We start from the raw sequence: 26712 nt of genomic DNA, 5'->3' as shown, positions 1-26712 counted from the left end.
CTAGGGGGCACACGCCCCTTTTTCGCTCATTCCTGTGCTCGTCACAGGAATCCAGCCGGCGCGCGTCTGCGCGGCGACAGGAGCTCTTCCAGCCTAAGGACTTGGGCTGGCTAGATTCCTGTGACGAGCGCAGGAATGAGGGAATGCGGATGCTGTGCTTTGCGGAATTCGAACGATATGGCGCAGGCGTTCTCGGCATCTCCTCGCCGCAAAATTAAAGCCTCAAACCTCAACCCGGCACCAGCCGCAGCCGCGTGCCCCAGGGGTCGATCGCTTCCACGACGTTATTCTCCATCTCCACCAGCACGCAACCGGCGGCCCGCAGCCGCGTCTTCTGCGCTTCCAGATCGGCGGAATTGCGAACGGTAATTGAAAACCAGTCGAGGCCGGTTTCGGAAGCGTTGCGTGCCTTCGCACCCCTGCTGTTCCATGTATTCACCGCCAGATGATGGTGATAACCGCCGGAAGAAAGGAAAGACGCGTCCGAGCGCGCATCCTGCGTCGGTCGCAGGCCGATGGCCTCTTCGTAAAAGGCGCGGGCGGCGGCGATTTCGCCGACCCGTAGGTGAACATGCCCGATACGCATCCCCGCCGGGGCAGCCTCATAATCGCTTTTTCTGGTATCGGTCAGCGTCACGAGATCATCGACATCGAGTTGTTCGGTGCCCATCTTCACCACGTTACCGTTCCAGACCCATGTGTCCTTCGGCCGGTCGCTGTAAACCTCGATGCCGTTGCCCTCGGGATCGTTGAGATAGATCGCCTCGCTGACATTGTGGTCGGCAAAACCCGTTAGCGGCACCTGCTTCAGCGCTGCATGCACTAGCCAGCGGGCCAGATCCTTGCGGGAGGGCATCAGATAGGCGATGTGGAACAGGCCGGCGGAAGTGGGGCTCTCGAAATCCGCTGCCGGCTTGTGCACGAGATCGAGCAGCGGCACATTGCCGATGCCGAGCGTCACACCCCTTGCCGTGCCTTCCACCTCGTTCATGCCGAGCACCGAACGGTAGTACTCGATCATCTGATCGAGATCGCGCACACGCAGCGCCGCCTGACCCACATGCATCGGTGTCGTTAAGGCGAAGGGCAGGGCGGCATTAGCGGGGGTTGCACCCCCTTCCGCTTTGAGCGCCCCGGCAAGAGCGGTGGCGGCACAGGAAATTCCGGCAAATTTCAACGTATGGCGGCGGGTAAATTGCATGAATAATCTCTTTGCAGCGATTTGAATGGCTTAGGCAACACTCCGTTTCAGCGCACTACACGAATGCGTCAATCATGCCGTATTTGGCCTTTGCGGCAATTCTTGCGCGCAATTCGCCGCAATTATGCTGCACTGCGATGTAAACTGCACGTTGCGGCGTTCCCAACATGCTGGCAATGCTGTAGATGATAGAAAAATGACAACGCTTCTGGGTGGAGAGCGTGGAATGAAAAAATGGGTTTATACCTTCGGCAATGGTGCTGCCGAAGGCAGGGCAGGTGACGTTGCTATATTGGGCGGCAAGGGCGCGAACCTTGCCGAAATGGCAAGTCTCGGCCTACCCGTTCCCCCCGGCCTCACGATTATCGCCGATGCCTGCGCGCTTTATCACAAGAACGGCCGCGATCTTCCCGAAGAGCTGAAGCTGCAGGTCATGGCCGGGCTGCATGGCATGGAGATCGTCACCGGCAAAACCTTCGGCGGCAGCCAGTCGCCGCTGCTTCTCTCTGTTCGATCCGGCGCCCGCGCCTCCATGCCCGGCATGATGGACACCGTCCTCAACCTCGGGCTCAACGACCGCACGGTCGAGGCGCTTGGCCACGATGCGGGCGACGCCCGTTTCGCCTGGGACAGCTACCGCCGTTTCATCCAGATGTATGGCGACGTCGTCATGGGCCTCGATCATGAAATGTTCGAGGAAATCCTGGAGGACGAAAAAGGCCGGCTTGGCCATGAATACGATACCGACATGTCGGCTGTCGAATGGCAGCACGTCGTTTCGCTCTACAAGAAGCTGATCGAGGACGAGCTTGGCGAAGCCTTCCCGCAGGACTGTCATGTCCAGCTCTGGGGTGCCATCGGCGCAGTTTTCGCCAGCTGGACCAACCACCGCGCCGTGACCTACCGGCACCTGCATAATATTCCGGGCGACTGGGGCACGGCGGTCAACGTTCAGGCCATGGTCTTCGGCAATCTCGGCTCGTCCTCGGCAACCGGCGTCGCTTTCACCCGTAATCCCTCGACCGGCGAGGCGGAGCTTTACGGCGAATTCCTCGTCAATGCGCAAGGGGAAGACGTGGTTGCAGGCATCCGCACGCCGCAATCCATCACCGAGGCCGCGCGGCTGGTATCGGGTTCCGACAAGCCTTCCATGGAAAAGCTGATGCCGGAGGCTTTTTCCGAATTTCTGGCGATCTGCAAGCGGCTGGAAACCCACTATCGTGACATGCAGGATCTGGAGTTCACCATCGAGCGCGGCAAGCTCTGGATGTTGCAGACCCGTTCCGGCAAGCGCACCACCCGCGCCGCCATGAAGATCGCTGTCGATATGGTGGAGGAGGGGCTGATCTCGCAGGAGGAAGCCGTCTGCCGCATCGAGCCCTCATCGCTCGACCAGCTGCTGCACCCCACCATCGATCCCGGTATTTCCCGCCCCATCATCGGCTCCGGCCTGCCGGCTTCACCGGGTGCGGCAACCGGCGAGATCGTTTTTACGGCGGAAGAGGCGGTTGCGGCGGAGGCCGAAGGCCGCCGCGTCATTCTAGTGCGCATCGAAACCAGCCCGGAAGATATTCACGGCATGCATGCCGCCGAAGGCATTCTGACGACGCGTGGCGGCATGACAAGCCACGCCGCCGTGGTGGCGCGCGGCATGGGCATTCCCTGCGTCACCGGCGCCGGCTCCATGCGCGTCGATATGCGCAACAAGGTGCTGATCGGCGTCGGCTGCATGCTGAAACGCGGCGACATCATCACCATCGACGGTTCTTCCGGCCGGGTGCTGAAGGGCGAAGTGCCGATGACACAGCCGGAACTTTCGGGTGATTTCGGCAAGCTGATGGAATGGGCTGATAGCCTGCGCCGCATGACGGTGCGCACCAATGCCGATACGCCTGCCGACGCCCGTGCCGCCCGCGCCTTCGGTGCCGAGGGTATCGGCCTCTGCCGCACCGAGCACATGTTCTTCGAGGGCGACCGCATCCATGTGATGCGCGAAATGATCCTCGCCGAAAGCGAAAAGGGCAGGCGGGCAGCGCTTGACGAGCTTCTGCCCATGCAGCGATCGGATTTTACCGAGCTGTTCCAGATCATGCACGGCCTGCCGGTAACGATCCGCCTGCTCGACCCGCCGCTGCACGAATTCCTGCCGAAGACCGATGGTGAGATCGTCGAGGTCGCTGCCGCCATGGGCATGCCGCAGACGGTGTTCCGCCAGCGGCTGGATGCGTTGCACGAATTCAACCCCATGCTCGGCCATCGCGGCTGCCGGCTGGCCATTTCCTATCCGGAAATCGCCGAAATGCAGGCACGCGCCATTTTTGAAGCGGCTGTCGCTGCGGCGCGCATTACCGGCGCACCCGTCGTGCCCGAAATCATGGTGCCGCTGGTCGGCCTCCGCTCCGAGCTGGATTACGTGACTGCGGTCATCGATGGTGTTGCCGCAGCTGTGGCGCAGGAAACCGGCATGGAGATCGAATATCTCACCGGCACCATGATCGAACTGCCGCGTGCGGCACTACGCGCCCATGTCATTGCGGAAGCCGCGGAATTCTTCTCCTTCGGCACCAACGACCTGACACAGACGACCTTCGGCATTTCGCGTGACGATGCGGCGCGGTTCATCAATACCTATCAGCGCAAGGGGATCATCGAACGCGATCCGTTCATCTCGCTCGATTTCGACGGTGTGGGGGAACTGATCCGCATCGCCGCCGAACGCGGCCGCCAGACGCGGCCGGAACTGAAGCTCGGCATCTGCGGCGAACATGGCGGCGATCCGGCCTCGATCCATTTCTGCGAAGATGCGGATCTCGATTACGTGTCCTGCTCACCTTTCCGCGTGCCCATCGCCCGGCTTGCGGCGGCGCAGGCGACGCTGGCTGCGAAGGCGAGAGAGGGCGAGACGCCAAGCAATGTCGCCTTCATTCCCGTCAGGGGTTCTGTTGGACGATGATGCGCCGCTCCACCACCACGGGGCGGTAGAACATGTCGCGGTTCATCTGCGCCTGCCAGGCGCGGTTATCGGCGCGGCGGTCCATCTCCAGATCGAGAAGGCAACCCGCCATCGGGTCCGTTCCGGGGCGGAAACCATATCCCCGGCATGTCGCCTCATCCCGCGCCCGCCGCTCTTCCGGTGTCAGCGTCTGGCAGGCGGTGAGCGCCAGCATGGCGGCAAGCGAACCGAGGACGATGGAAACACGCATTTTGTTTCTCCCTGATATGACAGCCGTACGGCAGTTTTATTGCCGCGATTGATACGCCTGTTTGCATTTGGGGAAAAGCCGCATCGGGGTGGAAAGTTGCGTTGCAAACCGGGCGGCCGCACGTCGCGACCGCCACAGCCGGCAGAGTACTCAGGCCGCCGCCACTTCCCGGTCATCGAGCGCGTCGATGTCCTTGGCGTTGTTGTAGACGGCCTCATTGAGAATGCCTTCGCGCTTGGCGACGATGGTGGGCACCAGCGCCTGGCCGGCGACGTTGACAGCCGTGCGGCCCATGTCGAGGATCGGGTCTATGGCGAGCAGCAGGCCCACGCCCTCCAGCGGCAGGCCGAGGGTGGAGAGTGTCAGCGTCAGCATCACCACAGCACCCGTCAGGCCGGCCGTTGCAGCGGAACCGAGCACGGAAACGAAGACGATCAGAACATATTCCTGAATGCCGAGCGGCACCTGGAAGAACTGCGCGATGAAGATCGCCGAGATTGCCGGATAGATCGCGGCGCAGCCATCCATCTTGGTGGTGGCGCCGAGCGGCACGGAGAAGGCGGCATATTCGCGCGGCACGCCGAGGCTCTTTTCCGTCACGGTTTCGGTGACGGGCAGCGTACCGATGGAGGAACGTGAGACGAAGGCAAGCTGGATGGCTGGCCATGCGCCTGCAAAGAACCGCGACGGCTTCAGGCCATGCGCCAGAAGCAGCGCCGGATAGACCACGAAGAGTACCAACGCCAGACCGATATACACGGCCGCCGCATACCAGCCGAGCTGCGACAGCGTCGTCCAGCCATATTGGTCAACCGCGCGGCCGAGCAGGCCGATGGTGCCGATGGGGGTGAGGCGGATGACCCACCACAGGATTTTGCGCACGATGGCGAGCAGCGACTGGTTGAAGGCGAGGAACGGTTCCGCCGCCTTGCCGGCTTTTAGCGCCGCCACACCAAAGGCGATCGATACGACGAGCAACTGCAACACGTTGAAGTTCAGCGAGGTGCTGCCGGCGCCGTTGTTGATTTTGGTGGACGCTTCAAGGCCGAAGACGTTGGCAGGAACCAGACCCTTGAGGAAGTCCAGCCAGGAGCCGGTGGAGGAGGGTGCGGCGGCTGCCGTATTGGCAATCGCCGTGTTGACACCCGGCTGAATGACGAGGCCGAGCACGATCCCGATGACGACGGCGATAAGCGCCGTGATGGCGAACCACAAAAGCGTCTGCCACACGAGCTTTGCCGCATTGGAAAGGTTCTTGAGATTGGCGATGGAAGCGACGATGGCCGTGAAGATCAGCGGCGGCACAAGCGCGCGCAACAGCTGTACGAAAATGCTGCCGATGGTCTGCAGCGTCACCGAAAGCCAGTTCGGGCTGCCGGCGGCATCGGGGCCGATGTTGCGCGCAACGAGCCCGAGCAGCAGGCCGATGACCATGGCGATCAGAACCTGAAAGCCGAAATTGCGGTAAAAGGGTTTAGGCCCGGAGGGGCCGGCGGACGTCGTTGCCTGTGACATGAGATGTCTCTTTATTGTGCAAAAAAACGAGAATGTTGCACTTTTTACACGCATTCTCGAGGGAGGTCGCCGACAATACGCCGATTTCCTCAGCAATTAAGAGATGGACTTGCGTATTTGTTTCATTGTCGGGGAATTATTCCCTGGAACATGTGCGATGCGGAAAATTATTCCAGGCTCTCGCCGTCGTAGCGCAGATCGCCATTGTCCTTTGTTTTCCTCGTCGCAAATCCGGTCTATGACATCATATGCAGGTGATTCCCTGTCAGAATTCGGGTGCAACGCTTTTTAGCCAATGCGATCTAACGGATATCCGCTTCCATGACTGTGCGTTTCGTCCGGCCTTTTTCGGTTGCAGCCTATCTTTCCCGGTATCTGGGCCTTGCGGCGCTGGCGCTTTTTCTCATCGCCGCCGGTATCCACCGTTTCGGACCGTTGACGACGCCAGATCTTGTCGGGCTGCTCCTGATTGCCGCCGGTATCGCTCTTCTCGCCGTGCTTCTGGCGCTCATCGGCCTCGAGCGGCTTTGGACCAGGGGTGCGCGCGGCGGGCTTTCGGCGCTGGCGGCGCTGCTTCTCTCGGCCCTGCCGCTCGGCGTGGTCGGTTACGGCGCTTTTCTTTATTGGCAGCAGCCAAAGATTTACGACATTTCCACGGACCTGAGCGACGTGCCGGAGTGGCTGGCGGCACCAGCGGCCAACCAGCAATGGCTGGTGCGGCCCGCCGTCATCACCAGGGCCGACCGCGATGCGCAGATGGAGGCCTATGCCAGCCTTGCCGGGCGCCGTTATGAAGGCGCGATTGACCGCATCTATGCCGCCGCCAAAAAAATGGCGGCTGCCCAGTCCATCCGCATCACCCATACGAAGGGTGTGATCGGCGTGGAAGACGCCCCCTCCATCGGGGTGCCGCCACAGGACAGGCAGCAGCAGCCCACGGAAGATGCACCGGTGGAAGACCTGCCCTCCATCGTGCCGGTGCCCATGGCCCGCCCGACTGATGCGCCGTTACCCACCTTCTTCAACGGCAGCGGCGTGGTGCTGATGCAGGGTGAAACCCGCACCCGCATCTGGGGCCTGCGTTTCGATATCCTCATCCGCCTGAAGGAAGAGGCGGAAACCACCATCGTCGACGTGCGCGTCGCCTCCCGCTACGGCCCGCATGATCTCGGCATGGGTGCGGCGATTGCCGAGGCCTATCTCGATGCGCTGGATGCGGAGATGCAGGGTCTGAACGATAATTGATACATTTTTTGATGTGAGGTAGCGCATGGCGCTGCGGCTTGGTTTCTTCTCCCCGAGGGGGAGAAGGTGGCCCGAAGGGTCGGATGAGGGAGCTAGCTCTCCGAATATCTCTACCGTCGCCCCCTCATCCGTCTGCCGCGGACTTCTCCCCGACGGGGAGAAGAAACGAGTGGCACTCGCCCGCGCCATCAATGGGAGAGCGATGGCTGAGCCGATAGCAAGATTTGAAATGCTGCCTGTCAAAACCCGTCACGCCGGAAAATATTCACCCGTGAGCGAAGGCGCACCATCCGTCTGCACCTCGCCCTTTTCGATCAGATCCTCGATATGCGCCAGCACGGAAAGTGCGGCCGCGCCATGCAGGCGCTTGTCGGTGCTGGCATAGATCACCTTCACCATATCGGCGATCCGCCTGTCGCCGTCCCGGATGCGCTTCAGAACCGCCTTTTCCCGCATGCGGCGGTGGGCGCGCAAGCCCCGCATGAAGGCGGCGGGATCGGTGACCGGGCCGCCATGGCCAGGCAGGAACAGCCGGTCGTCGCGGGTGAGCAGCCGGTCCAGCGAGGCCATGTAATCGCTCATCGCCCCATCCGGAGGTGCCACGATGGTGGTGGCCCAGGCCATGACGTGATCGGCCGAAAAGACGATGCCGCTGCCCTCAAGCGCAAAGGCGGCGTGATTGGCGGTGTGGCCCGGCGTATGTAGCGCCGTCAATGTCCAGCCATCGCCGGAAAGGCTCTGCCCGTCGCCAAGTGCGATATCGGGCACGAAAGCCGTATCGGAACTCTCGGCAAAGGGGTTTGTCTCGCCCGTGTGTAATGGTCGCGCGGCACGGTGCGGGCCTTCCGCCACGGTCACCGCCCCGGTCGCCTGCGCCAGCCTGCGGGCCAGCGGCGAGTGATCGCGGTGCGTGTGGCTGACGAAGATATGGGTCACCTCGCGGCCTTCGAGCGCCGCCATCAAAGCCTGAAAATGCGCCTCATCCTCCGGGCCCGGATCGATGACGGCAACGGAGCGGTCGCCGACGATATAGGAATTGGTGCCATGAAAGGTGAAGGCGGAAGGGTTATTGACGGTGAGGCGCTGGATCAGCGGTGCAACAGGAACCGCCTCGCCATAGGCCGGCTTGAAGTCGAGATCGAATGCCGGGTCCGCCATCGAGACCTCCTCAGTGAATGCCATGCCGAAAGTGCCGGCGGCACCCGCCGCACAATCGCCAAGCCCTATCATGCCGCCCGCGGCCCGGCACCCAAAAAGCTTGTATTTTGTGAAAAAATTGGTCGCCGGGTCATTGCCGGGCCGGGCAGGCTTTGCTAATCAGGCGCGGTTCAGGCAGCGGCGTTTCTCTCTCGCTGCCCTGTTGGGGCGTCGCCAAGCGGTAAGGCACCGGTTTTTGGTACCGGCATTCCCAGGTTCGAATCCTGGCGCCCCAGCCAAACTTTCTTTTGTCCAGACCGGAGACATAGGTAACAGTTTGTACCTAAGACATAGGTGACAATCTCGTGCCGAACGGATTGTCGATTGTTTGCAGCGTTCTCTGTTCCAGGTCGATATATCCTAGATCGTAATGCATGAAGCTGACGAGCCAAATGCCGTCTTCCACCTCCTTTAATCCCAGTTTCTGTCCGGCCAGTACGGTCGATATATTGATCTTCTTGCGAAAGAGGCAGGCGCGTCCGCAATTGGTGACGATGATGTCTCGATCATGGAAGGGATAATCGATCTCCGGCAGGCCAAGGTAGGGGCGCAAAGAGGCGGTATAGAGATCAGCAGGCACTTTCATGCTGATCGCCTCATGCGGCCTCTCGCCATTGAATTCGCTGACGAATGCATCAAAGCGTACCTGTTGCTGGAGAAGGCTACGTTCGGGTGGGCGAGTTGCCTCCTTCTTCAATGTCAGATGCATACGCTCATGCCGGCCGTTCTGCTGTGGATGGCCCGGTTTGATGCGCTCGATCGCTATCCCAAGCCTCAACCAGAAAACCGACAGCTTCGACAGATTGTACAGCCCGTTTGGTGAGGCAAAAGGTAGCCCGTTGTCCGAGCGTATCGCCTGAGGCAGGCCATGTTCGGCAAACAGGCGGCGGAAGGCTTCGATCACGGCTTGCTCTCGTGTCGATTCGAAGGCTTCGCAAGCCAATAGATAGCGGGATGCCTGATCGGTTACGGTCAAAGGGTAACAATAACGGCCATCCCCAAGTTTGAACTCGCCCTTGAAGTCGGCGCACCACAGATCGTTGGCATTGACGGCTTGCGACAGCGTGGTGCCCATGGCCTTGTTTGCCCGGTTCCTCTTGCGGGCCTGGCGCACAAGGCCATGGCGGTCGAGCACCGCATGTACGGTGCTGCTCGCCGGAATACGGACGTCGCCAGCGAGCTTTTTCACCAGCAGTTCGCGGATCTTGCGCGCACCCCAATGAGGCTTCTCCTTTTTGAGGCGCACGATCATTGCCTCGACGGGATCGGGGAGTTGGTTGGCGTAGCGCACCGGACGCCGGGAGCGGTCCGTCAGAGCTTCAAGCCCGTCGTCCTTGTAGCGATAGAATATCTTGTAGCCGGTCTTGCGCGATATGCCGAAGTCCCGGCACACCTCGCTCATTCCTTCGCCCTCCAGCAAACGGGCGACAAAGCGTAGACGTTCTTCCATAACCGAAGTCTCTCTCCACGGCATCAACACCTCCCGCAAAGCGAAAAGTGTTACCCATGTCTCCGGTACAAAACGTCACCTATTTCTCAAGTCGGACACTTACCGCAGTTAAATAAAAGACTTAGACGTAGATGCGTACCTCAGTGAGTACCTCACTATGTACCCCGTTTGCCGCAAGATTTGAACTCTTTCGACCACCTATGTTGCGTGAGTTATAGTCGCCCACTTTCTGCCAAGCAGCTAGCGGCGTCATTATCGGAGATGAGGAAGCTGGAAGAGCGCGCCGCAACCTCATTGATAAATGGTTATTGCCCGGACTATCGAAGAGTGACCTTGATACTATCGGCTGTGGATACCGGTGCGTTACGAATATTATCGCAATATTCGTAGGATATAGTGTGCGTCTTGCGCCTTGCCTTTTGGGGATTTAATTGAATGAAGACGACTTTACTATTCTGTGCAGCAGTGATGACGCTGGCTGGCTGCCAGACACCGGCACCACAATCTGTTTTGGATTCGCAGCGTCCTCCTTCCAGATCGATTAAACGGGACTATGTGGGCGTCCTGCGCGGAACCATTAAACCCGGGGATTTCACGAAAGCCGAGATTTCGAGCGTAGTGTTGCTCGATCCCGCAAAGCAGATTTACGCTTTTTGCACGCGGACAGCAGAACGTTCCAATCCCAATTGGTCGTATATTGGCATAGCCTTGTACCAGAATGTGAGCGTGGACGCCTCAAAGAATGACTACCGTTGCCGCGACAAGCGATTGCGTTACTATAAATTTCCGGAGTTGCTGAACATGAAGTCCTGATTGCGATTGCGCGGCGCTAAGCTCGTCTTCCGCGCCGCCCATCTTCACTCCCGTGCTTGAGACCATGCAAGGACACTTCAGGAGAAGTTCGGGGGCTCAGCGAAAGACAGAAAAAGCCACAGGCGTCCCCTCGTAACGCTCCAACGGCATCTGAAGGTGACCTGACCGTCATCCGATGATGGTCGGCTTACCACGCCACGCTATAACCCAGGATACCGTTGAGCGCGAAAACCTGTCCTCCGTCATTCTCGGGTCAAGCCCAAGGGTGAGTGCGGGAAAGGCGTGCATCAACAAAAACGCCGCGCATCCGGAGACGCGCGGCGTTCAATCCTAAAAATCGCAACCAAGCCTTAAAGCGCGATATCCGGCACCTTCTTCACTGGCGCACCCGCAGGCGCCGCGCCGGCGCCCTTCAGTGCCTCAAGGTCGATCTGCGGCGGGGTGGGCAGCTGCAGGTGTTCGGCGGTATAGGCCCATTCCTGCCGCACCTTTTCCGGGTCGTCATGGAGCTTCGTGCCATAGCTCGGCACGATCTGGCGCAGCTTCGTTTGCCATTCCGGCGTCGCGACCTTGTCCTTGAAGACCTTTTCCAGAACGCTGAGCATGATCGGTGCCGCCGTCGAGGCGCCCGGAGACGCGCCGAGCAGACCGGCGATGCTGCCATCCTTGGCGGAGACGACTTCGGTGCCGAGCCTGAGCACGCCGCCCTTTTCTTCGTCGCGCTTGATGATCTGCACGCGCTGGCCGGCCTGCCACAGGCGCCATTCGCCCTGCTTGGCATTGGGGAAATATTCTTTCAGCGCGGCAAAACGGTCGTCGTCCGACATCATCAGCTGGCCGGCGAGATATTCCACCAGCGGATATTCATCGATGCCCACGCGCACCATCGGCCAGGCATTGCTTGTCGTAACGGAGGAGACGAGATCGAAATAGGAGCCTTCCTTCAGGAACTTGGTGGAGAAGGTGGCGAAAGGTCCGAACAGGATGACGCGCTTGCCGCCCAGCACGCGGGTATCGAGATGCGGCACCGACATGGGCGGCGAGCCGACCGAGGCCTTGCCATAGGCCTTGGCGAGATGCTGCATCGTCACATCAGGGTTCTCGTTGATGAGGAACGAGCCGCCCACCGGGAAACCGGCATAATCATCGGCTTCGGGAATGCCGGACATCTGCAACAGATGCAGCGCGCCGCCGCCGGCGCCGATGAACACGAATTTCGCATCCACCACCTGTTCGGCATCGGTTTTGGTGTTGGTATAGGTCACGCGCCAGCTGCCATCGGCATTGCGCTGGATGTCGGAAACCTCGCTATTGACCTGCAGGTCGAAATTCTGGTCGCTCTGCAGATGCGACACGAACTGGCGGGTGATTTCGCCAAATTCCATGTCGGTGCCGAGCGGCGACCAGGTGGCGCCGATCTTCTGGGAAGGGTCGCGGCCTTCCATCATCAGCGGCACCCACTTCTTGATCTGCTCGGGATCGGTGGAGAACTCCATGCCGGCAAAAAGCGGGCTGGTCCTCAGCGCCTGATAACGCTTTTCCAGATAGGCGACGTTCTCGTCACCCCAGACGAAGCTCATATGCGGCGTGTGGTTGATGAAGGAGCGCGGGTTCTTCAAGACGCCGTTCTTCACCTGCCATGCCCAGAACTGCCGGGAAATCTGGAAGGATTCGTTGATGTTGATGGCTTGGGCGATCTTGATGTTGCCGTTGGCGTCTTCCGGCGTGTAGTTCAGCTCGGCAAGCGCGGAATGGCCGGTGCCGGCATTGTTCCAGCTGTTGGAGCTTTCCAGCGCCACGCCATCCAGCCGCTCCAGCATCTGCATCGACCAGGTCGGTTCGAGTTCGCGCAGCCACACACCGAGCGTCGCGCTCATGATGCCGCCGCCGATGAGAAGGACGTCCACCTTCTTGGCGGCCGTATTGGCGAGGAGTGGGGAAGAGGGCAGCGCCGCTGCGGCAATTCCGGCGAGCGCACCGCCCAGAACCTGTCGGCGGTTCAGCGGAAATGCATGGGCGAGATCAGTGAGCTGGGATTTGTCTTGATCGATGGGAGTCACGGCCATACCTGATTCTTGTTTTGTGTTAAAAACATTCCTCCCGAGCGCCCCGTTATAGCAAAGCGCAAAGCGGCACAACCCGACCTTCTGCACTCCGGCACAAGCAGTTTTGCGGGGATTTTGCAGGAAATATGGTCGCAACGGCCAATTTTGCAGTCCTGCCGATCGTCATTTTTGTGACGGCGAAGATTAGCCGGTGCTTTCAAACGGTTGAAAGGGTTCTGAACGCGAGGTGTCGCGGAAAGGCGCATATGACGCTGTTTCCGGCGCGTTGCGGGTCGCAGGGTGCGGCTACAGGCAAAAATTTTGCAGAAAAGTGGCAATAATCCCGAAAAAATGAAAAAGCCCGCCAGTTCGGGCGGGCTTTGGGCATTCGGTTTATGGCCGAAGATCAATCTGCGGCGAGGAATTCCGCGCAATAGCTCGGGCCGTTAATGCCGGGGCGGTCGGAGACCGTGCGCACGGCGGTGATCTTGTAGTCGCTGGAAACGACGAGCTGCACCGTGCAGGAGAGCGAGGCGGTGCGGGCGGGCGAGATCTGGCGCCCCTTCTTGCCATCCTTGCCTTCTTCGAACCTGGCCGGAATGGTGGCCTTTCTGTAGCCGCCGCGCCAGTTATACACGGTGGAGCTGCCAGTTTCCGTATCGCTTTGCGGCGGGCCGAATTTTGCAAAGAAAACGCCTGCGGACTGGCCGACCCAGCGGGTCTCAACGGGGCTCTTCTGGGTGAAGGAGGGAGTGGAACCGCCCGTGGAGGTGGTGCAGGCCGAGAGCGCAATGGCAAACGCTGCAAGCGTTACGCTGCGAGATAGCATGGTGAAATGTCCTTTGTACCGTGTCCGGCTTCCCGCCGGTCATTCCGTTCCCCTAGCAGATTTGGCGGCGGCGGGCAGGGGAGGTGTGCGGTTCGATGAAAATTTCCTGCCACAATTGCTTTTTTGTAACGTTTTGAGGCCTTCCAGCCGGCGGCGCAGGCGCTTGGCGGGGTTGCTTCAACGGATGGGAAAAACTTGTCACAAAAAATGCAATAAGCCGCTTGTCGAATGCCGGAGGCTGGTCTATAGACGCGCTGCTGGTCACGGAGTGTAGCGCAGTCTGGTAGCGCACCACGTTCGGGACGTGGGGGTCGCAAGTTCGAATCTTGCCACTCCGACCAGCTGGAACCCTAGGTAATTGTTGCCGAAAATCAGGGTTGCTAATGTTTCCCGAAATTTTTCACCTAACGAAATACCTAATGGTTGAGCGCGGCCCCTGGTCTGGGTCTTGTGATATCGGTCCGATCCGGCGGGTATTCGACCATTGTCCCATCGATTTTCGTCAAAACCAATCCGCGTCCTTTTTCGTTCGATCAACTCGAAGATGAAGGCTTTTCGAGGCGGGCAAACGTGGTAACAGTGCCCCAAAACGAATCTTGAAATGGGGGCGACTTATGCCGATAGGCGTAGTTCAATTGTTTGCTGGTCACGATATTGGTCCTTGGATCAGCTCTCTTTCCGCCGTAGAGATCGCCGCATTAGATGCGCTTCTGATTGAGAAGGGTGATCGCTCCTACTTCCAGTGCCCAGTCCGCAAGAAAGAAATATTGGCAAAGCCGGAAGAATGCGTGCGCCAATATTGGCTCTACAAGCTTCAAGCTCAGTACGTTTACCCGGTCAGCCGTCTCGCGGTCGAATATCCTATCACCTTCGGGCGCGATACATCCAAGCGTGCTGATATTGTGGTGTTCGATGCAGATCGTCCAACGGTCCCTTACATCATCATCGAAGTGAAGCAGGGCAAGGCGAAGGACGGCAAGGAGCAGCTTCGTTCGTACACGCACGCCACGGGTGCGCCGCTGGCCATGTGGAGCAATGGACCGGATAGCAAGGTCTGGAACCGCAAGAACCCAAACTACCTTCAAGAAATCCCGCACCTGCCAACGGCGGCCCAGGACATTGAAGATATCATCAATGAACCTTGGACGCTGAAGACGCTTGAAGACAAGGAAAATGAACGCGCCTTGACGTCCGCAGGCAACAAGGCGTTGCGGGAAAAGATCGTTGATCTGGAAGACGAAGTGCTGGCTAACGCTGGCGTGGATGTATTCGAGGAGGTCTTCAAGCTTGTGTTCACCAAGCTGTACGATGAGATGTCCTGTCACCAGGGGCGCTATCCGTACCTCCGTTTCCGAAACACGAACACGGCTTCGAAGCTCAAGGAAAATATCCAAAACCTGTTCGACGCAGCAAAGGCAGAGTGGCCGGGGGTCTTCTCGGACGATGAGCGCATCAAGCTATCGCAAGACCACCTCCAGGTTTGCGTTGCGTCTCTTGAAGAATGGAAGCTGTTTAACTCGAACCTTGACGTGGTGGATGACGCCTTCGAATACCTGGTCTCCAAATCCGCCAAAGGGGAGAAGGGCCAATACTTCACCCCCAGGTGGGTGATCGACATGTGCGTCAAGATGCTGAATCCTCAGGAAACGGAAACTGTCGTCGACACAGCATGCGGATCAGCAGGTTTCACAGTCCACTCAATGTTCCATGTGTGGGGCAATATTCTTGAGGACTTGGGCCTTCCCCGGTCAAATCTTTTTACCGCCGAGCGGAAGCCCCAGCGCTGCCTTGACTATGTATCGAACAAGGTTTTCGCGCTGGATTTCGATGAAAAGAGTGTCCGCGTTTCCCGGTGCCTCAACCTGATCGCTGGAGACGGGCAGACGAACGTTCTCCACATGAATACCCTGGATTGGCAGAAATGGGATGAAGCGACCAAACAAGACGAGTGGCAGGAGACCTATGGCCCGGGCTGGACGAAGCTGAAAAGGTTGCGTGTAAGCAAGAAGCAGGGTGACTTCCGCAATTTCAATTTCGACATTGTCATGGCGAACCCTCCCTTCGCTGGTGATATCAAACAGACAGATATGCTCGCGCCCTACACCATCGCCCAGAAGGAAAATGGCAAGTATGAAAGCGCAGTCGGTCGCGACCTTCTTTTCATCGAACGCAATCTGGATTTCCTGAAGCCTGGTGGGCGGATGGCGGTCGTACTACCTCAAGGCCGCTTCAACAATTCCAGCGACCAGCGGGTGCGCAAGTTCATCATGGAACAGTGCCGCATTCTTGCGGTCGTTGGGCTGCATCCGAATACGTTCAAGCCCCACACGGGAACCAAGACGAGCGTTCTATTCGTCCAGAAATGGAACGATGATGAGAACGCCGGACCCCTTTGCCCGAAAGTCGAAGACTACAACATCTTCTTCGCCACTCAGCAGGTCGAAAGCGTCAACAATCGCGGCGAAAAGGTCTACGTCAAGAAGCCCGACGGCACCAATGAACGAGATAGCCACGGGCATTTCATCGTCGCCCATGATCTGTTCAATCATGATGGCCGAACACAGGACGGCGTGGCTGAGGCCTTCATCGAATTCGCGAAGAAAGAGGGGCTAAGTTTTTTTCGCTAGGCCCTCACGATAACGCGAAGTTGAGCGCGTTGTTGGGGGGGCTGGCGATCACCATAATGCCCTTGTCTGAACTCGAAAACCTCCAAACTATAGGTTCGGAATACTATCTGCCCGATTACGTCGCTAAGCAGGACAGGATTCGTTCTTGCGGAGCGCGTGTGGAGTCCTTAGCCGACATATCAACGCTGATCACTGACGGAGACCATGGAATAGCCGAGTACGTGGATGACGGCGTGAAGTTCGTTCTCAGCGCCAACGTAAAAGAAGGCTGGATAGATACGAGCGATATGCGCTCAATCTCCGAAAGACACCACGCGAATTTGGGTCGTTCAAGCTTAAGGCCGGGCGATGTGCTTGTAACCAAAACGGGTGTGTATTTCGGAAACAGTGCAGTCGTTCCCCAGGGATTCGGAGAAGCAAATACTATTGCTCACGTTGGAATCGTACGGCTCAAAAATTCGTACGACCCGACATACGTATCAACGTTCTTAAATTCGGGTTTTGGATATTCTCAACTTCGGAGGCGGGGCATGAAGGCAACCCGCCCGGAAATAAAATTAGTAGAATTCGACGAAATTGAAGTTCCTATATTTGGTGATGGTTTGAATGCCGGGATCAAGACTCTTCTCGCGCGAGCGTCGTTTCATCGGGAGCTAGCCGACACCAAGTATGAACTGTCCGCGTCTACCATGGCAGATATGCTTGGCCTCGCCAATTGGGCACCACCGGAACCTCTGGCCTACACCGCCTCGTCTGCTGATGCCTTTGCTTCGGGGCGGCTGGACGCGCAATACTTCATGCCCGCCAAATCACAAATGAAGGAAGCGCTTTGCAAGCTGCCCGGCAAACCGCTTGGCGAACGCTTCGCCTCCATCCGGGAAATGATGGACCCAAAGAACGATGCTGCACCGTTGATGGTCCGCAACTACGACCTCACGGATGCGTTGCAACCAATCTTGGACGACGAGATGGACCCGGTCGCAATTGAAGATGTTGGCAGCACGAAGAAGGTCTTCAAGAACGGTGACGTGGTAATTTCCCGGCTTCGAGCCTACCTGCGAGAAATCGCAGTTGTACGCACCGACGGAAAAATACCTTTGGTCGGTTCCTCGGAATTCATCGTCCTTCGGCCCAAGACTAAGGCTGATAAGGCAATTGCACCCGAGACCCTCTTAACCTTTCTTCGGTCAGCTCCTGTTCAGACCATTTTGAAGTGGTGCCAAGATGGGTCTCAGCACCCGCGCTTTAGCGAAGGCGACCTGCTCGCGATTCAACTCCCAGACGCCGTTGAAGCCGCCTCCGCTGAGATAGCCGCCATTGTCCAAGAGGGCTTCGAAGCCCGTCGCACAGCTCGCGCCCTGCTAGACGCCGCCAAGAGAGCGGTGGAGATCGCTATCGAAGACAGCGAAGCATCAGCATTGGTCTATCTAGACGAGTTGGAGGCTCTGTGATGCCGGGCTTGGGCGACAATCTCAAACGGTGGCGCGACCAAGCCGAGGTCGATTGGTTCAGCCAGTTCATCAAAGCATGGATACCGTTCAACGCGTGGATGACAGACACATTCGGCGACCTATCCGACCGGGAATTGCTGGATAGGGTGAAAGGTACCGGCAACGTCGTGAAAAACAAAACGTTGCCTATGATATCGAGGAACCTCCGCGTTGCGCGAGATGCCGAAGCTAATTGGCAGGACGATAGCGTCGATGCCCAAGAGTTCCGGCTACATATTAGCGAACTGCACCGTCGCCTACAGGAGTGCATTGTCGAGGGTCGCAAGGGGCGTGTTTGCTTCGAAACGGTCGATATAGGCGCGAATGCGAAGAAGGATGAACAGCAGGTCAAGTGGACCCGCACATTCCGGTGTCGGCGCGACCATCCCAATAGGGGGGAAGTGCACGTTGAGATTTCGGCCTCAAGGACCGTTGCGGCCTATGCTCTTACGCTTCCGTCGCATGATAGACGGAGCCTAGAAGATGACGCCAGCTTTCGGGCGCTGAAGGATGAGCAGCGGGCATTGCTGCTGAGCTTATTCGAAGCGGTCGCTCCCAGAATGATCATGAACGTTCTCGCCGAGCACGGGGCGCAAAGAAAGCTGACTTACGGCGACGTTCATTTCATCGACGATCCTGCGAAGAATTTCTCTGCCTTGATCGACGTGCTGTACGGGCTGCGCAATGCATTGTTTCATGGATCGATCACGCCCAACGACATGCACAACAGGATTTACAAACCGGCGTATCTCATTGCGATGCGGCTCGTGAAATGTACTCTTTGACATCGGCAAGTCGTTAGTTCCTTGCAGGGTGAAGCCCGATCCTCCGGTTGAGGAGGATCGCCATGCAAAACCAGCATTTGACGCCTGAACAAAGATCGAGATTAGCGCGACGGAAGGAACGCCGCCGCGAAAAAGCGGCGTCGCGCGCCGAGGAGCTGCGTCGCCATAGGGAACGCTTACGTCGCCAGATTGCGGATGCTCGCAGACGTCGCCAGCGCATGTTGATGCTTCTTCTGTTGGCTATCCTCGCCATGAAACAGTCAATTCTAACAGCGATTAGCTACTCGATCACATATCGACTCAATCCGACGCCAGAGCCCACGGATTGGGCACCTGATCCAGATAACGATTTCGCTCCGCACGATCATCATAATGAGTATTGTGACGGCTACTCATATGCCCAGTGGAGCAGAATCTTGAAGGAGCGCGGAGTTTCCCGCAGCAGGAAAGCGGAACGTCAAAAGGCCTGGCAATCTGAACCGGATTATCATCTGTTCCCTCTTCGATATCGGGAGTGGGGGCATCGACCATACATCGGTCAGATTATGCATGAATTGACAGCGCCATATTGGCAACAAGACGCCCTAGCTGCGCTCAAGCTACTGACACCCCGTGAAGTCCACGTGTATCTAGACGAAGCCTATGCCGTTGACCTCGGCGAGCTTCGCCAATGCTTCGGGGATCGTGATGCTGATATTATCAGAGCGTTCCAGAACCGTGCAGTCCTGTGGGAGCAGCGCAAGCAGCAGGAGGCCGAACAGGCGCGGAAGGCAAAAAACGTCAACAAACCGGAAGACGACAGCAACGGGCTAGCTCCGGGAGCGTGATTGTCGCGGATGGGCCGTATCGGTACGCACGCAATTGCTGCGCAACCCGCCGGATCGAGCGCCGTCAGCTTTGACGCCGGGCGGGCGATGATTTGAGGTCGCCGAAATTTGGCTTCAATATCAGTTTCGGCGTTGGTGTCAGTTCCGGCGGGGACTGACCTGTAATAGACGAAAGAATGGAGCGCAGACGTTCCCGCTCAACGCTAGACTTGAAAGCCTCATCCTTCGCCTCGCGAGCCTGCTTTTCTGCCTGGTGACGCAAGCGCTCGGCCTCCAATTGCCTGCGCTCAGCATCAGTTGCCCTTTGACGCCAACGGTCGATCTCGCCTTTCAACTCGCGGCGAATTCTTTCCGCGATTCGTGATCGACCGAGGTTGTCCCACACAGCACGCAGGCGACCGGCCCAGCCGCCATATCTGATGGCATTCTCCATCGCCGCACGCGCCTTCTCCTGCTCCTGTCGCGCGGCGGCAATCGCCTTCTGTGCCACTTCCTGTTGGTGCCCAGCATCTGCGGTAATCTTCTCCGCCTCCGCTTTGGTCTTCGAAATGAACCTCTCGCCAGAGGCTTTAACAGTCATTGCCTTTTCGATGGTCTTTTTGAGAGATTGCGCTTGTAGTTGTTCGCGCTGCCATTCAGCGCGTGTCAGTCGGCGCTTCTGCGGGCCTATGCGGGTCAACCCTGACGGTATGGCGACTTTCTCATGGAAGTCATTTTGGAGGTCACGCATCGCCTCGATATAGGCCCGGTCTGCCCGTTTACCGAGAGTTTTGTCATCCTCGCCGTGGGCCGGTCCTGCTGCCTTGACCCCGTTTTTAGCCAGGAAGCCGGGATGGAATTTTACGGCGCGCATCTCGCTGTCTTTCGGCACGAGATACGCATGGAGATGTGGGTGACTTTCATCGAGGTGACGAACGACCGTGACCAGTTCATCGCCGTATAGAGATTTAAGCCATTGAATAGATCGACGCTCCCAATCAACCACATCGCGCTGGATTGCCGGATTGGAATGAAATTCTTCCATGGTAGCCGGATGGCTGATGATCACAGTACCCAAAGTGTTCTGGTCTTTTCGAATGGCTTTGGCTTTGTCCTTGACGGTCACCTTTGCGAGCGATGCCCGTTCATCATGCAATGCCCGTAGGTCGTCGATTTCCATACCGAACACGACATCCGGCGTTTTCGGTTCACGGACATGCAAGGAGGCCTGTGGTCTGCGAGAAACCTCATCAAAGACGAAATCGGTGCCCCGACCGGCCTTTCCTTTTCTGCTGAAGAGTTCGAGACGCACAAACTGGTAACCCATGCCGGAATGATCGCTAACGGCGGAGCAAGATGGAAACAGAAAGTAAGCTGTATGGACAGAATACAGCTTTTCCCTGCCGTCAAATCATTCTGCCCTACCGGGAGCCATTTCCGTGGGACCATTTCATGGAGAGCCTTTCGGCGACCCCTTCTTTCGCCAGGGAGGCGATTATTCCATGAACCAACGGTGCAGCATTGGGCCCTTGGGCGCAGGCTACGGAGCGGCGGGTCGGATCGCTGCTACCTCAGCGGCCGATAGCCACCGCCCTTCGCAGAGCTGTTCAAATTCCCGCTCAAAGTCGGTGGCCGCATTTGCCGCTTTCAGCACGTCAGCTTCTGTCAATTGCACCCCGTACGACGCCGCTATGTCTTCTACAATCGGTCGAATGCATTTGCGTTGACCAAATGCTTCCTCGAAATGGCGCAACCGTTCCCCGGCGATCAACAGGGCACTCGATAGGTCGTCTTTTTTGATATCCCACCTATGGTGAGTGTCCGCAACGGCCCTCTCGTATCGAGCGATCTCCTGCTGTCGCTCAAGCTTTTCCCGCTCGTTTTGCTCGACCAGTTGCTGCCATCTCTCAGCTTCTTCGGTCCTGATGCGTTCTCTCAATTCAGCGATGGATTCGTCACCTCTACTTGCAGCGATGATGTCACTGTCTTGTTCGGTCTCGCGACGCGCTTCCGCGAACCCAGCCGTTCCACCGTATTCGACACGCCGAAGGAAAGTTGAAGCAAGGCCGTAGTTCATCCAGCGCGACCATATCGGAGCTTCTACCGTGCCGACCACGCCGGAGCGCTCATGATGCTGTTGTTCCTGTGGTTCGGGTGCATCTGCATTGCCGTCTCCATCTGCGTCGTCAACTTTTTTAGGTGCCCCTAGACCAAGATTCTTCCTAAGTTTAGCAGACACAACGCACGATCTTGCGCCCGATATCGCCGCCTCATATTCCTTCCATTTCGCAAATGCCCATGCTTTGCGTTTCGTCCCCGGTTCACCGTCCGCAGCTTCCAAAGCAAGGTCCCAAGGCGTTAGAACGCCTGGCTTTGTAGCTCCTTCTTGGCCGTCAACACTCCATGCGGCACTTCCCTTTGCCGTATATCTGGCTGCTTTTTGCGCATCGTCTGCAACATGCGTTCGACAACCTTTGCGCTTATGCACTCTGTAGCCGGATGCGAGGATTTCTTTCCTATATGCGTCTTCCACCCATCTGCCTGCTGCCAGCGCGCGTTCGTGGACAATCTCGGCCAACCGGTCATCGTCATACCCGGAGGCCTCCAACTCATCGTCAGTTGGGCCGCCCACGACAACGGCGAGATGTTGGTGATAATGCCATCCGTGTTTTTCGCTTAACTCGACCTCCTGGCCTACGATCACGCCAAGGATGCCGTAACCTTCGCTTGCATCAATCCATGCGCGTCCATTTCTCGCCGCACTCGACGCCTCCTTTATCAAAGCCATGATGTCTATCAGCGCCGTCGCTTTTGTGTGGCGTGCCGTGAGCGCGACCATGGCGACCGCCCCACCTTGATCATAAGCGGCTCGTGTAACCTCCAGGACTTTTTCGATTCGTTCCCGCGCCAAACGCATCGAACAGGGCGGGCAAAGCCATGGGCTATCGCACCGCAGGACTCCGGAAACACTGGCTTGAACCCCACCCTCACCAGGGTCTCGTCGAAGGTGGATATTCACATGCTTTGCGTTTTTCGGCGGTCGACCACAGCCACATACGGCAGGACCTCTTTCGTCCTTATTGTCAGGACGACATAAGCGCTGGATTTTTTCAAGAAGTGACCAGCTTTCGGCGAAACGAGAGCCCTTGAATTTGATATTTTCTTGTCTTGGTAACAGGGGCGTCGGAACCGTAGTCCCTCCTGTACGAACCAGCACCTCATCGTCTGCAAACGCATCAATATACGCGGTGCCTGATGAGGCCGCGATCTGCGTCGCCAGCTTCGAATTTTGCATAAGTCCACGACCGCCACCGGGCGACGCAGCTTTAATGTCAACATTTGAATTTGAAAAACGAGGCGGGGAGGTCTTTTCGGTTGGGTTATGTCCCAACCTGCCGCTCACTCAGGTATGAAGCGGAGCTTTACAATATCGACGTCGTCGTTCACAATCATTGAACAATCCCAAAAGAAGCCGTGCAGGGTTCCAGCCCTACGACCACGGCTTTTTTTATGGTCCGCGCAATAGGGTCTGTCGTCAAGGCAATCTGTGCGTATCATTTGGGTATACCGCAACGATGCAATTGCGTGAGACACCTTTCGCGTCTCAATAGGGTTTACTTCCGAATTATAAGACGACACAATTTATGCATCTACAGCCTATTGAGACATAAACATGACAGGACAGCTTTACGGATACGCCCGCGTTTCGACAAACGACCAAGACCTTGCGATTCAGGAGGCGGCTCTCAAGGCGGCAGGATGCACGATCATTCGGGCCGAGAAGAAATCCGCCACGACGACAGATGGACGTGACGAGTTGCGAACGTTGATCGATTTCACGCGAAAAGGCGATACCATCATGGTGACGCGCATCGACAGGCTGGCGCGCTCCCTGGCGGACCTTGCCTTGTTAGTCAAGGAGCTAGAGTCTCGCGGCGTCAGCCTGAGGGCCATCGAGCAACCGATTGATACATCCTCCGCATCAGGGAGAGCATTTTTGCAGATGCTGGGTGTTTTCGCGGAGTTTGAAACCGCCATCCGAAAGGAACGCCAGCTTGAAGGCATTGCGAAGGCCAAGGCAGAAGGGGTGTACAAGGGGCGCAAGCCTTCCATCGATATGAACCGCATCCGTGAACTGAGGGCTGAAGGAAGGGGCGCATCCGAGATCGCGAGGACGCTCGGGATCGGTAGGGCAAGCGTCTATCGCGTCATCGGAACCTGAGCAGACTGAACTTTGATATCGGTGACGCGCTGCCTTCCACCGAAGGGACGCATCGTCCTCGCGTACGAAATATGTAACATATTCTGTTGTGGCGAGACGGGATTTATGTTACATATCCTCTATCAACATTGATGGAGATAACCATGATGCCCGTAGTGAGAATCAATGACGCCACCTTTGCCGACTTAAGTACCCTCAAGACCTGGTTCAGCACCAAAACGCCGAGCGAGACGATTGACCGCCTCGTACGCGAGGCGATGGAGCAGCTCGGGATCGAGCGGGACGATGATCCTGAAGAGGCCTCGATTACGACGCAAGACGGCGCGATGCAGTTTGACGCCGCGCCGGGGCTCGCTTTCACAAAGCCGCTCTCGGCATCGATCAATGGCAAGGCAATACAGAGCCCTCGCTGGTCGGGAATTCTACTCGCAATGATTGGGCAGGTGAAGGCAAAGGGTTTCGAGGGTGAGAAACTCGTCCGCGAATTGGCGATCCCGGCTAAGACTGCTGAATATACTGAAGAAGGATTTAAGTATCATCCTGAACTTGGCATTTCGGTTCAGGGACAATCGGCATCGGACTGCTGGAAAGAAGTGGATCGACTGGCCAGGAAGTGGCGCATACCAGTTTCAGTCGAATTCTCGTGGCGGCAAAACCCGAAGGCACAGCATCCCGGTAAGACGGGCCAAGTGCGGTCTGGAAACAACTGAAATCGTGCACTCGCGGGGGCTTCAGCCCCCCTGGCGCGCTCCGCTTGCCTGCCCCTACGCTCATTGGCGCGGGCCTAGTCCGGGCAGGGGCAGAAGGGGCGGCCCTTGGCCTTTCCCTTATGTTCCTGCACCGGTTGCGGTAGCATTTGGTCGCTCCGATCTGTCAAGCCCAACCAGCCGGGCCGTGTCCTCGCCTTCGTCTGCGGGCCGCACCACCCCGTCAGCTTCCGCTTGACAGCCCTACCGCTCCGTTCGGCACCCGCAAGGGACGTAAACGGGGACTTTCAAAGATCACTAAAATCCGATCCTTCTAATTAACAAACGCTATCCTATCCACGCCATCTTTCCCGCCCGATGGATTCTCAGGAATCTCTCTTCATGATATAAATTTCTCAATAAATTCAATTATGAAGTGGAGCATTCAATGCAGCAAACCATCACGAAAATCCGGGGATTGACGGTTAACGTCGAGATCGTGGAAATGTCTCAGAGGGACAAAACCGGCGTCATCCTTTGCTACGTCGCGGCGATCTACGTACAGGCCCATGGAAGCGCGGAAAAGCAGCTGGTTCGCAAGTCTCGGTTGCCCGGTGCTGCGGCAGAACTGCGGAACGCGATCCAAAAGGACGGCCTGCAAACTTTTCGCAATTTGGCCACTTGAAGCCACCGAAGGCCGTTCTCTATATGGGCCGTCGCAACTAGAGGGCGACGGATGAATGAACACCACGAGCGGGCGGAGCCCAGTGATTTCGATGATGTCATCGAAATGATCAATGCGGATCGCATCGCATTTGAAGCAAGTATGGACGCGATAATCGCCGACCTAGCTTCCGCGATGACCTCTCTTCAGATTTTCGACCCGGCCCCCGACGCACCACTCACCCTTGCTGAAGCAGTCTGTCTGCCAGAACTTGGAGGCGTGCTGTACCGGTGGACAGAATCCGAACCTTCAACAACGATCACGGTGAAGACGTTGCGCCTCGCAATTGAACGTCGCGAGTTGGCGACGACCCGCCTTAACACAAAAAATATTCATATCACGCGACGACAAGTACAGGAGTGGATCGCATCATGCCAAGACCAGCAAAACCGCCGCATCTCGTCTGGATCAAACCTAAGTATCAACCCGGCCCCGAGAAGAAGCTCAAATCGCGGGGATACTGGGCAATCAAGCATGGACCGAAGCTTGTTAGCACGGGATTCGGCTTTGAATTTCGTGCGGACGCTGAAATAAAGCGCCACGAATATGAGGCAGCGCTATACGCGCAAACACCGATGGCCGATCACGGCAAGGATGTTCGCGAAGTCCTCGTTGTCGACCTCATCCGCTTCTACATCGAGCGTCACCAGAAAAAGATCGCCAAAAAATCGAAAGAGCGTAAGCGTGATTACCTGAATTCTGTTGAGCGCCTGATTACCTTTTGGACAGGCAAGACAGTCTACGACATTCACGAAAAAAATTGCGCTGCATATCAGCAGAAGGCGCGACCCGGCAAACCCCTGGCTGACAATACGGCTCGCCGTGAGCTTCAGGACCTTAAAGCGATGGTCCTGTTTGGTGTAAAAAAAGGCCAGTGCGAACTCAAGGGGCACATAATCGACTGGGAGCTTCCACCGCCACCCCCTGCCAGAATTGAGTTCTATTCGGTACAGGAAGCAGCTGCGCTTGTGCGTGCAGCTTATCGTGCCCGGAATCGTCACATCGGCGGCCCTAAAGGACACAAAACTTCAGTTCACATCGCACGCTTCATTCTCATCGCTCTTTACACGGGGTCTCGGGCTGAGGTTGTTGAGCGGGCGAGCTATGTGCAACTGCCGGATAGGCCATGGATCGACCTTGAGAATGGAATCTTTTATCGAGCGTGGAAAGGGCGGCGCGTACCAAACAACAAGAAGGCAGACCCTGTGCGTATCCCGGACAAACTCCTGTCAATGATGCGCCGGTGGGCATTGGAGTCTGACAACGTCATCGAATTTAACGGCGAAGTCGGAAAGCTTCGGCGAGGCTTCTACAGCCTTAAGAACCGTGTTTTCTCTAAGGACCGAGCTAAACTGGTAAATCGCCATACCTTCAAACACACCTGTGCGTCATGGCTTATGGCCCGTGGTGTTCACGTCGATATCGTAGCCCATTACATCTCCACGTCGCCGGAGATCGTGAAGAAACACTACGGGCACTTCGCACCGGATTTCCATATGGAAGTTAATGAGGCGTGGAAGATCAAGCCGAAGCAGGCGAAACCCCAACAGCACGCCAAAGAGGAAATTGAAAAGGCTGCATGACTGTGAAAACCCGCTTGACACCACTTTGTGTGAGCGGGTTTTTTTACGCCCGGTCATAGCAGTGCCCCTAACGATATCTAACGGAACAACGGAAAATAGGGGGAACGAACGGGCATCAACAATGTTGACAAAGCCTGAGAAACCGGGGAATTCGGTCAAGTCCCCGTAGTTCGGGACGTGGGGGTCGGAGGTTCGAATCCTCTCACTCCGACCAGCTTGAAGCCTGTCCAGACCGGAGACATAGGTAACAGTTTGTACCTAAGACATAGGTGACAATCTCGTGCCGAACGG

20 protein-coding genes and 2 tRNA genes are annotated in these 26712 nt (G+C 57.4%); 13 read left to right on the top strand and 9 right to left on the bottom strand.

The window, feature by feature from the left end; translation table 11 throughout:
* Positions 1–229: 229 nt before the first annotated feature.
* Complete coding sequence (locus tag O9X91_RS00110) at positions 230–1201, bottom strand: VOC family protein (RefSeq protein ID WP_269834137.1); 972 nt, start codon at positions 1199–1201, stop codon at positions 230–232.
* 226 nt (positions 1202–1427) lie between these two features.
* Here O9X91_RS00110 and ppdK point away from each other — a divergent pair, with 226 nt between their 5' ends.
* On the top strand, positions 1428–4154 hold the full coding sequence (ppdK, locus tag O9X91_RS00105; protein ID WP_142914158.1) for a pyruvate, phosphate dikinase: 2727 nt from the start codon (positions 1428–1430) through the stop codon (positions 4152–4154).
* Here the strand turns inward: ppdK and O9X91_RS00100 are convergent.
* Positions 4132–4404: a hypothetical protein gene (locus O9X91_RS00100; RefSeq protein ID WP_077982781.1), complete on the bottom strand. Its 273-nt coding sequence runs from the start codon at positions 4402–4404 to the stop codon at positions 4132–4134. The two genes, ppdK and O9X91_RS00100, sit on opposite strands and share 23 nt — an antisense overlap.
* 150 nt (positions 4405–4554) lie before the next feature.
* On the bottom strand, positions 4555–5919 hold the full coding sequence (locus O9X91_RS00095) for a dicarboxylate/amino acid:cation symporter (protein ID WP_077982780.1): 1365 nt from the start codon (positions 5917–5919) through the stop codon (positions 4555–4557).
* Positions 5920–6240: 321 nt separating this feature from the next.
* Here O9X91_RS00095 and O9X91_RS00090 point away from each other — a divergent pair, with 321 nt between their 5' ends.
* Positions 6241–7164 carry a DUF1499 domain-containing protein gene (locus O9X91_RS00090; protein WP_142914159.1) on the top strand — a complete coding sequence of 308 codons (924 nt, stop codon included), beginning with the start codon at positions 6241–6243 and terminating at the stop codon, positions 7162–7164.
* A gap of 249 nt (positions 7165–7413) precedes the next feature.
* Here the strand turns inward: O9X91_RS00090 and O9X91_RS00085 are convergent, their stop codons facing one another.
* On the bottom strand, positions 7414–8322 hold the full coding sequence (locus tag O9X91_RS00085) for an MBL fold metallo-hydrolase (RefSeq protein WP_142914160.1): 909 nt from the start codon (positions 8320–8322) through the stop codon (positions 7414–7416).
* A 203-nt stretch (positions 8323–8525) separates the two neighbouring features.
* On the opposite strand from O9X91_RS00085, the gene O9X91_RS00080 reads away from it, so the two are divergent.
* Positions 8526–8600, top strand: a tRNA-Gln gene (locus O9X91_RS00080).
* A gap of 44 nt (positions 8601–8644) precedes the next feature.
* Here the strand turns inward: O9X91_RS00080 and O9X91_RS00075 are convergent.
* Positions 8645–9835: an IS481 family transposase gene (locus tag O9X91_RS00075; RefSeq protein ID WP_269834263.1), complete on the bottom strand. Its 1191-nt coding sequence runs from the start codon at positions 9833–9835 to the stop codon at positions 8645–8647.
* A 411-nt stretch (positions 9836–10246) separates the two neighbouring features.
* Between O9X91_RS00075 and O9X91_RS00070 the strand changes: the two genes are divergently transcribed.
* Positions 10247–10624, top strand: a complete 378-nt coding sequence (locus tag O9X91_RS00070) for a putative periplasmic lipoprotein (protein ID WP_269834241.1) — start codon at positions 10247–10249, stop codon at positions 10622–10624.
* Positions 10625–10974: 350 nt separating this feature from the next.
* Here the strand turns inward: O9X91_RS00070 and mqo are convergent, their stop codons facing one another.
* Together mqo and O9X91_RS00060 are read right to left on the bottom strand one after the other, a co-directional pair.
* Positions 10975–12690, bottom strand: coding sequence for a malate dehydrogenase (quinone) (gene mqo, locus O9X91_RS00065; protein ID WP_269834262.1), 1716 nt, complete (start codon positions 12688–12690; stop codon positions 10975–10977).
* A 385-nt stretch (positions 12691–13075) separates the two neighbouring features.
* Complete coding sequence (locus O9X91_RS00060; protein WP_077982775.1) at positions 13076–13498, bottom strand: hypothetical protein; 423 nt, start codon at positions 13496–13498, stop codon at positions 13076–13078.
* Between the two features lie 264 nt (positions 13499–13762).
* Here O9X91_RS00060 and O9X91_RS00055 point away from each other — a divergent pair.
* From O9X91_RS00055 to O9X91_RS00035, 5 genes are all read left to right on the top strand, one after another.
* Positions 13763–13839: transfer RNA gene (locus O9X91_RS00055), tRNA-Pro, on the top strand.
* 273 nt (positions 13840–14112) lie between these two features.
* On the top strand, positions 14113–16125 hold the full coding sequence (locus tag O9X91_RS00050; protein WP_269834261.1) for a type I restriction-modification system subunit M: 2013 nt from the start codon (positions 14113–14115) through the stop codon (positions 16123–16125).
* A 530-nt stretch (positions 16126–16655) separates the two neighbouring features.
* Positions 16656–17576, top strand: coding sequence for a restriction endonuclease subunit S domain-containing protein (locus O9X91_RS00045; RefSeq protein WP_269834239.1), 921 nt, complete (start codon positions 16656–16658; stop codon positions 17574–17576).
* On the top strand, positions 17576–18400 hold the full coding sequence (locus tag O9X91_RS00040; RefSeq protein WP_269834238.1) for a hypothetical protein: 825 nt from the start codon (positions 17576–17578) through the stop codon (positions 18398–18400). Before O9X91_RS00045 ends, O9X91_RS00040 begins: the two co-directional genes overlap by 1 nt.
* A 62-nt stretch (positions 18401–18462) precedes the next feature.
* Positions 18463–19227 (top strand): hypothetical protein, encoded by a 765-nt coding sequence (locus tag O9X91_RS00035; protein WP_269834237.1) that lies wholly within the window; start codon positions 18463–18465, stop codon positions 19225–19227.
* Between the two features lie 64 nt (positions 19228–19291).
* Here O9X91_RS00035 and O9X91_RS00030 read toward each other — a convergent pair whose 3' ends face one another.
* Both O9X91_RS00030 and O9X91_RS00025 read right to left on the bottom strand, forming a co-directional pair.
* Entirely contained in the window at positions 19292–20533 is a 1242-nt protein-coding gene (locus tag O9X91_RS00030) for a plasmid recombination protein (protein WP_269834236.1), read from the bottom strand.
* 213 nt (positions 20534–20746) lie between these two features.
* Entirely contained in the window at positions 20747–22609 is a 1863-nt protein-coding gene (locus O9X91_RS00025) for a hypothetical protein (RefSeq protein ID WP_269834260.1), read from the bottom strand.
* 270 nt (positions 22610–22879) lie between these two features.
* Between O9X91_RS00025 and O9X91_RS00020 the strand changes: the two genes are divergently transcribed.
* From O9X91_RS00020 to O9X91_RS00005, 4 genes are all read left to right on the top strand, one after another.
* Positions 22880–23428, top strand: a complete 549-nt coding sequence (locus tag O9X91_RS00020) for a recombinase family protein (RefSeq protein ID WP_269834234.1) — start codon at positions 22880–22882, stop codon at positions 23426–23428.
* Between the two features lie 143 nt (positions 23429–23571).
* The gene (locus O9X91_RS00015; protein ID WP_269834233.1) at positions 23572–24138 is read left to right on the top strand and encodes a T4SS efffector SepA family protein; all 567 of its coding nucleotides are present in this window, start codon (positions 23572–23574) and stop codon (positions 24136–24138) included.
* A gap of 424 nt (positions 24139–24562) precedes the next feature.
* Positions 24563–24799 carry a hypothetical protein gene (locus tag O9X91_RS00010; protein WP_269834232.1) on the top strand — a complete coding sequence of 79 codons (237 nt, stop codon included), beginning with the start codon at positions 24563–24565 and terminating at the stop codon, positions 24797–24799.
* Between the two features lie 410 nt (positions 24800–25209).
* Complete coding sequence (locus O9X91_RS00005; protein WP_269834231.1) at positions 25210–26421, top strand: site-specific integrase; 1212 nt, start codon at positions 25210–25212, stop codon at positions 26419–26421.
* Positions 26422–26712: the final 291 nt, after the last annotated feature.

The organism is Agrobacterium salinitolerans (assembly GCF_027498475.1).
Taxonomy (GTDB): domain Bacteria; phylum Pseudomonadota; class Alphaproteobacteria; order Rhizobiales; family Rhizobiaceae; genus Agrobacterium; species Agrobacterium salinitolerans.
This window is presented reverse-complemented; position numbering and strand designations above follow the sequence as displayed.

What these genes read in the sequence shown, in the direction of transcription:
- O9X91_RS00110 (WP_269834137.1), bottom strand. Translation starts at nt 1,201, where the DNA reads ATGCAATTTACCCGCCGCCATACGTTGAAATTTGCCGGAATTTCCTGT.
- ppdK (WP_142914158.1), top strand. Translation starts at nt 1,428, where the DNA reads ATGAAAAAATGGGTTTATACCTTCGGCAATGGTGCTGCCGAAGGCAGG.
- O9X91_RS00100 (WP_077982781.1), bottom strand. Translation starts at nt 4,404, where the DNA reads ATGCGTGTTTCCATCGTCCTCGGTTCGCTTGCCGCCATGCTGGCGCTC.
- O9X91_RS00095 (WP_077982780.1), bottom strand. Translation starts at nt 5,919, where the DNA reads ATGTCACAGGCAACGACGTCCGCCGGCCCCTCCGGGCCTAAACCCTTT.
- O9X91_RS00090 (WP_142914159.1), top strand. Translation starts at nt 6,241, where the DNA reads ATGACTGTGCGTTTCGTCCGGCCTTTTTCGGTTGCAGCCTATCTTTCC.
- O9X91_RS00085 (WP_142914160.1), bottom strand. Translation starts at nt 8,322, where the DNA reads ATGGCGGACCCGGCATTCGATCTCGACTTCAAGCCGGCCTATGGCGAG.
- O9X91_RS00075 (WP_269834263.1), bottom strand. Translation starts at nt 9,835, where the DNA reads ATGCCGTGGAGAGAGACTTCGGTTATGGAAGAACGTCTACGCTTTGTC.
- O9X91_RS00070 (WP_269834241.1), top strand. Translation starts at nt 10,247, where the DNA reads ATGAAGACGACTTTACTATTCTGTGCAGCAGTGATGACGCTGGCTGGC.
- mqo (WP_269834262.1), bottom strand. Translation starts at nt 12,690, where the DNA reads ATGGCCGTGACTCCCATCGATCAAGACAAATCCCAGCTCACTGATCTC.
- O9X91_RS00060 (WP_077982775.1), bottom strand. Translation starts at nt 13,498, where the DNA reads ATGCTATCTCGCAGCGTAACGCTTGCAGCGTTTGCCATTGCGCTCTCG.
- O9X91_RS00050 (WP_269834261.1), top strand. Translation starts at nt 14,113, where the DNA reads ATGCCGATAGGCGTAGTTCAATTGTTTGCTGGTCACGATATTGGTCCT.
- O9X91_RS00045 (WP_269834239.1), top strand. Translation starts at nt 16,656, where the DNA reads ATGAAGGCAACCCGCCCGGAAATAAAATTAGTAGAATTCGACGAAATT.
- O9X91_RS00040 (WP_269834238.1), top strand. Translation starts at nt 17,576, where the DNA reads ATGCCGGGCTTGGGCGACAATCTCAAACGGTGGCGCGACCAAGCCGAG.
- O9X91_RS00035 (WP_269834237.1), top strand. Translation starts at nt 18,463, where the DNA reads ATGCAAAACCAGCATTTGACGCCTGAACAAAGATCGAGATTAGCGCGA.
- O9X91_RS00030 (WP_269834236.1), bottom strand. Translation starts at nt 20,533, where the DNA reads ATGGGTTACCAGTTTGTGCGTCTCGAACTCTTCAGCAGAAAAGGAAAG.
- O9X91_RS00020 (WP_269834234.1), top strand. Translation starts at nt 22,880, where the DNA reads ATGACAGGACAGCTTTACGGATACGCCCGCGTTTCGACAAACGACCAA.
- O9X91_RS00015 (WP_269834233.1), top strand. Translation starts at nt 23,572, where the DNA reads ATGATGCCCGTAGTGAGAATCAATGACGCCACCTTTGCCGACTTAAGT.
- O9X91_RS00010 (WP_269834232.1), top strand. Translation starts at nt 24,563, where the DNA reads ATGCAGCAAACCATCACGAAAATCCGGGGATTGACGGTTAACGTCGAG.
- O9X91_RS00005 (WP_269834231.1), top strand. Translation starts at nt 25,210, where the DNA reads ATGCCAAGACCAGCAAAACCGCCGCATCTCGTCTGGATCAAACCTAAG.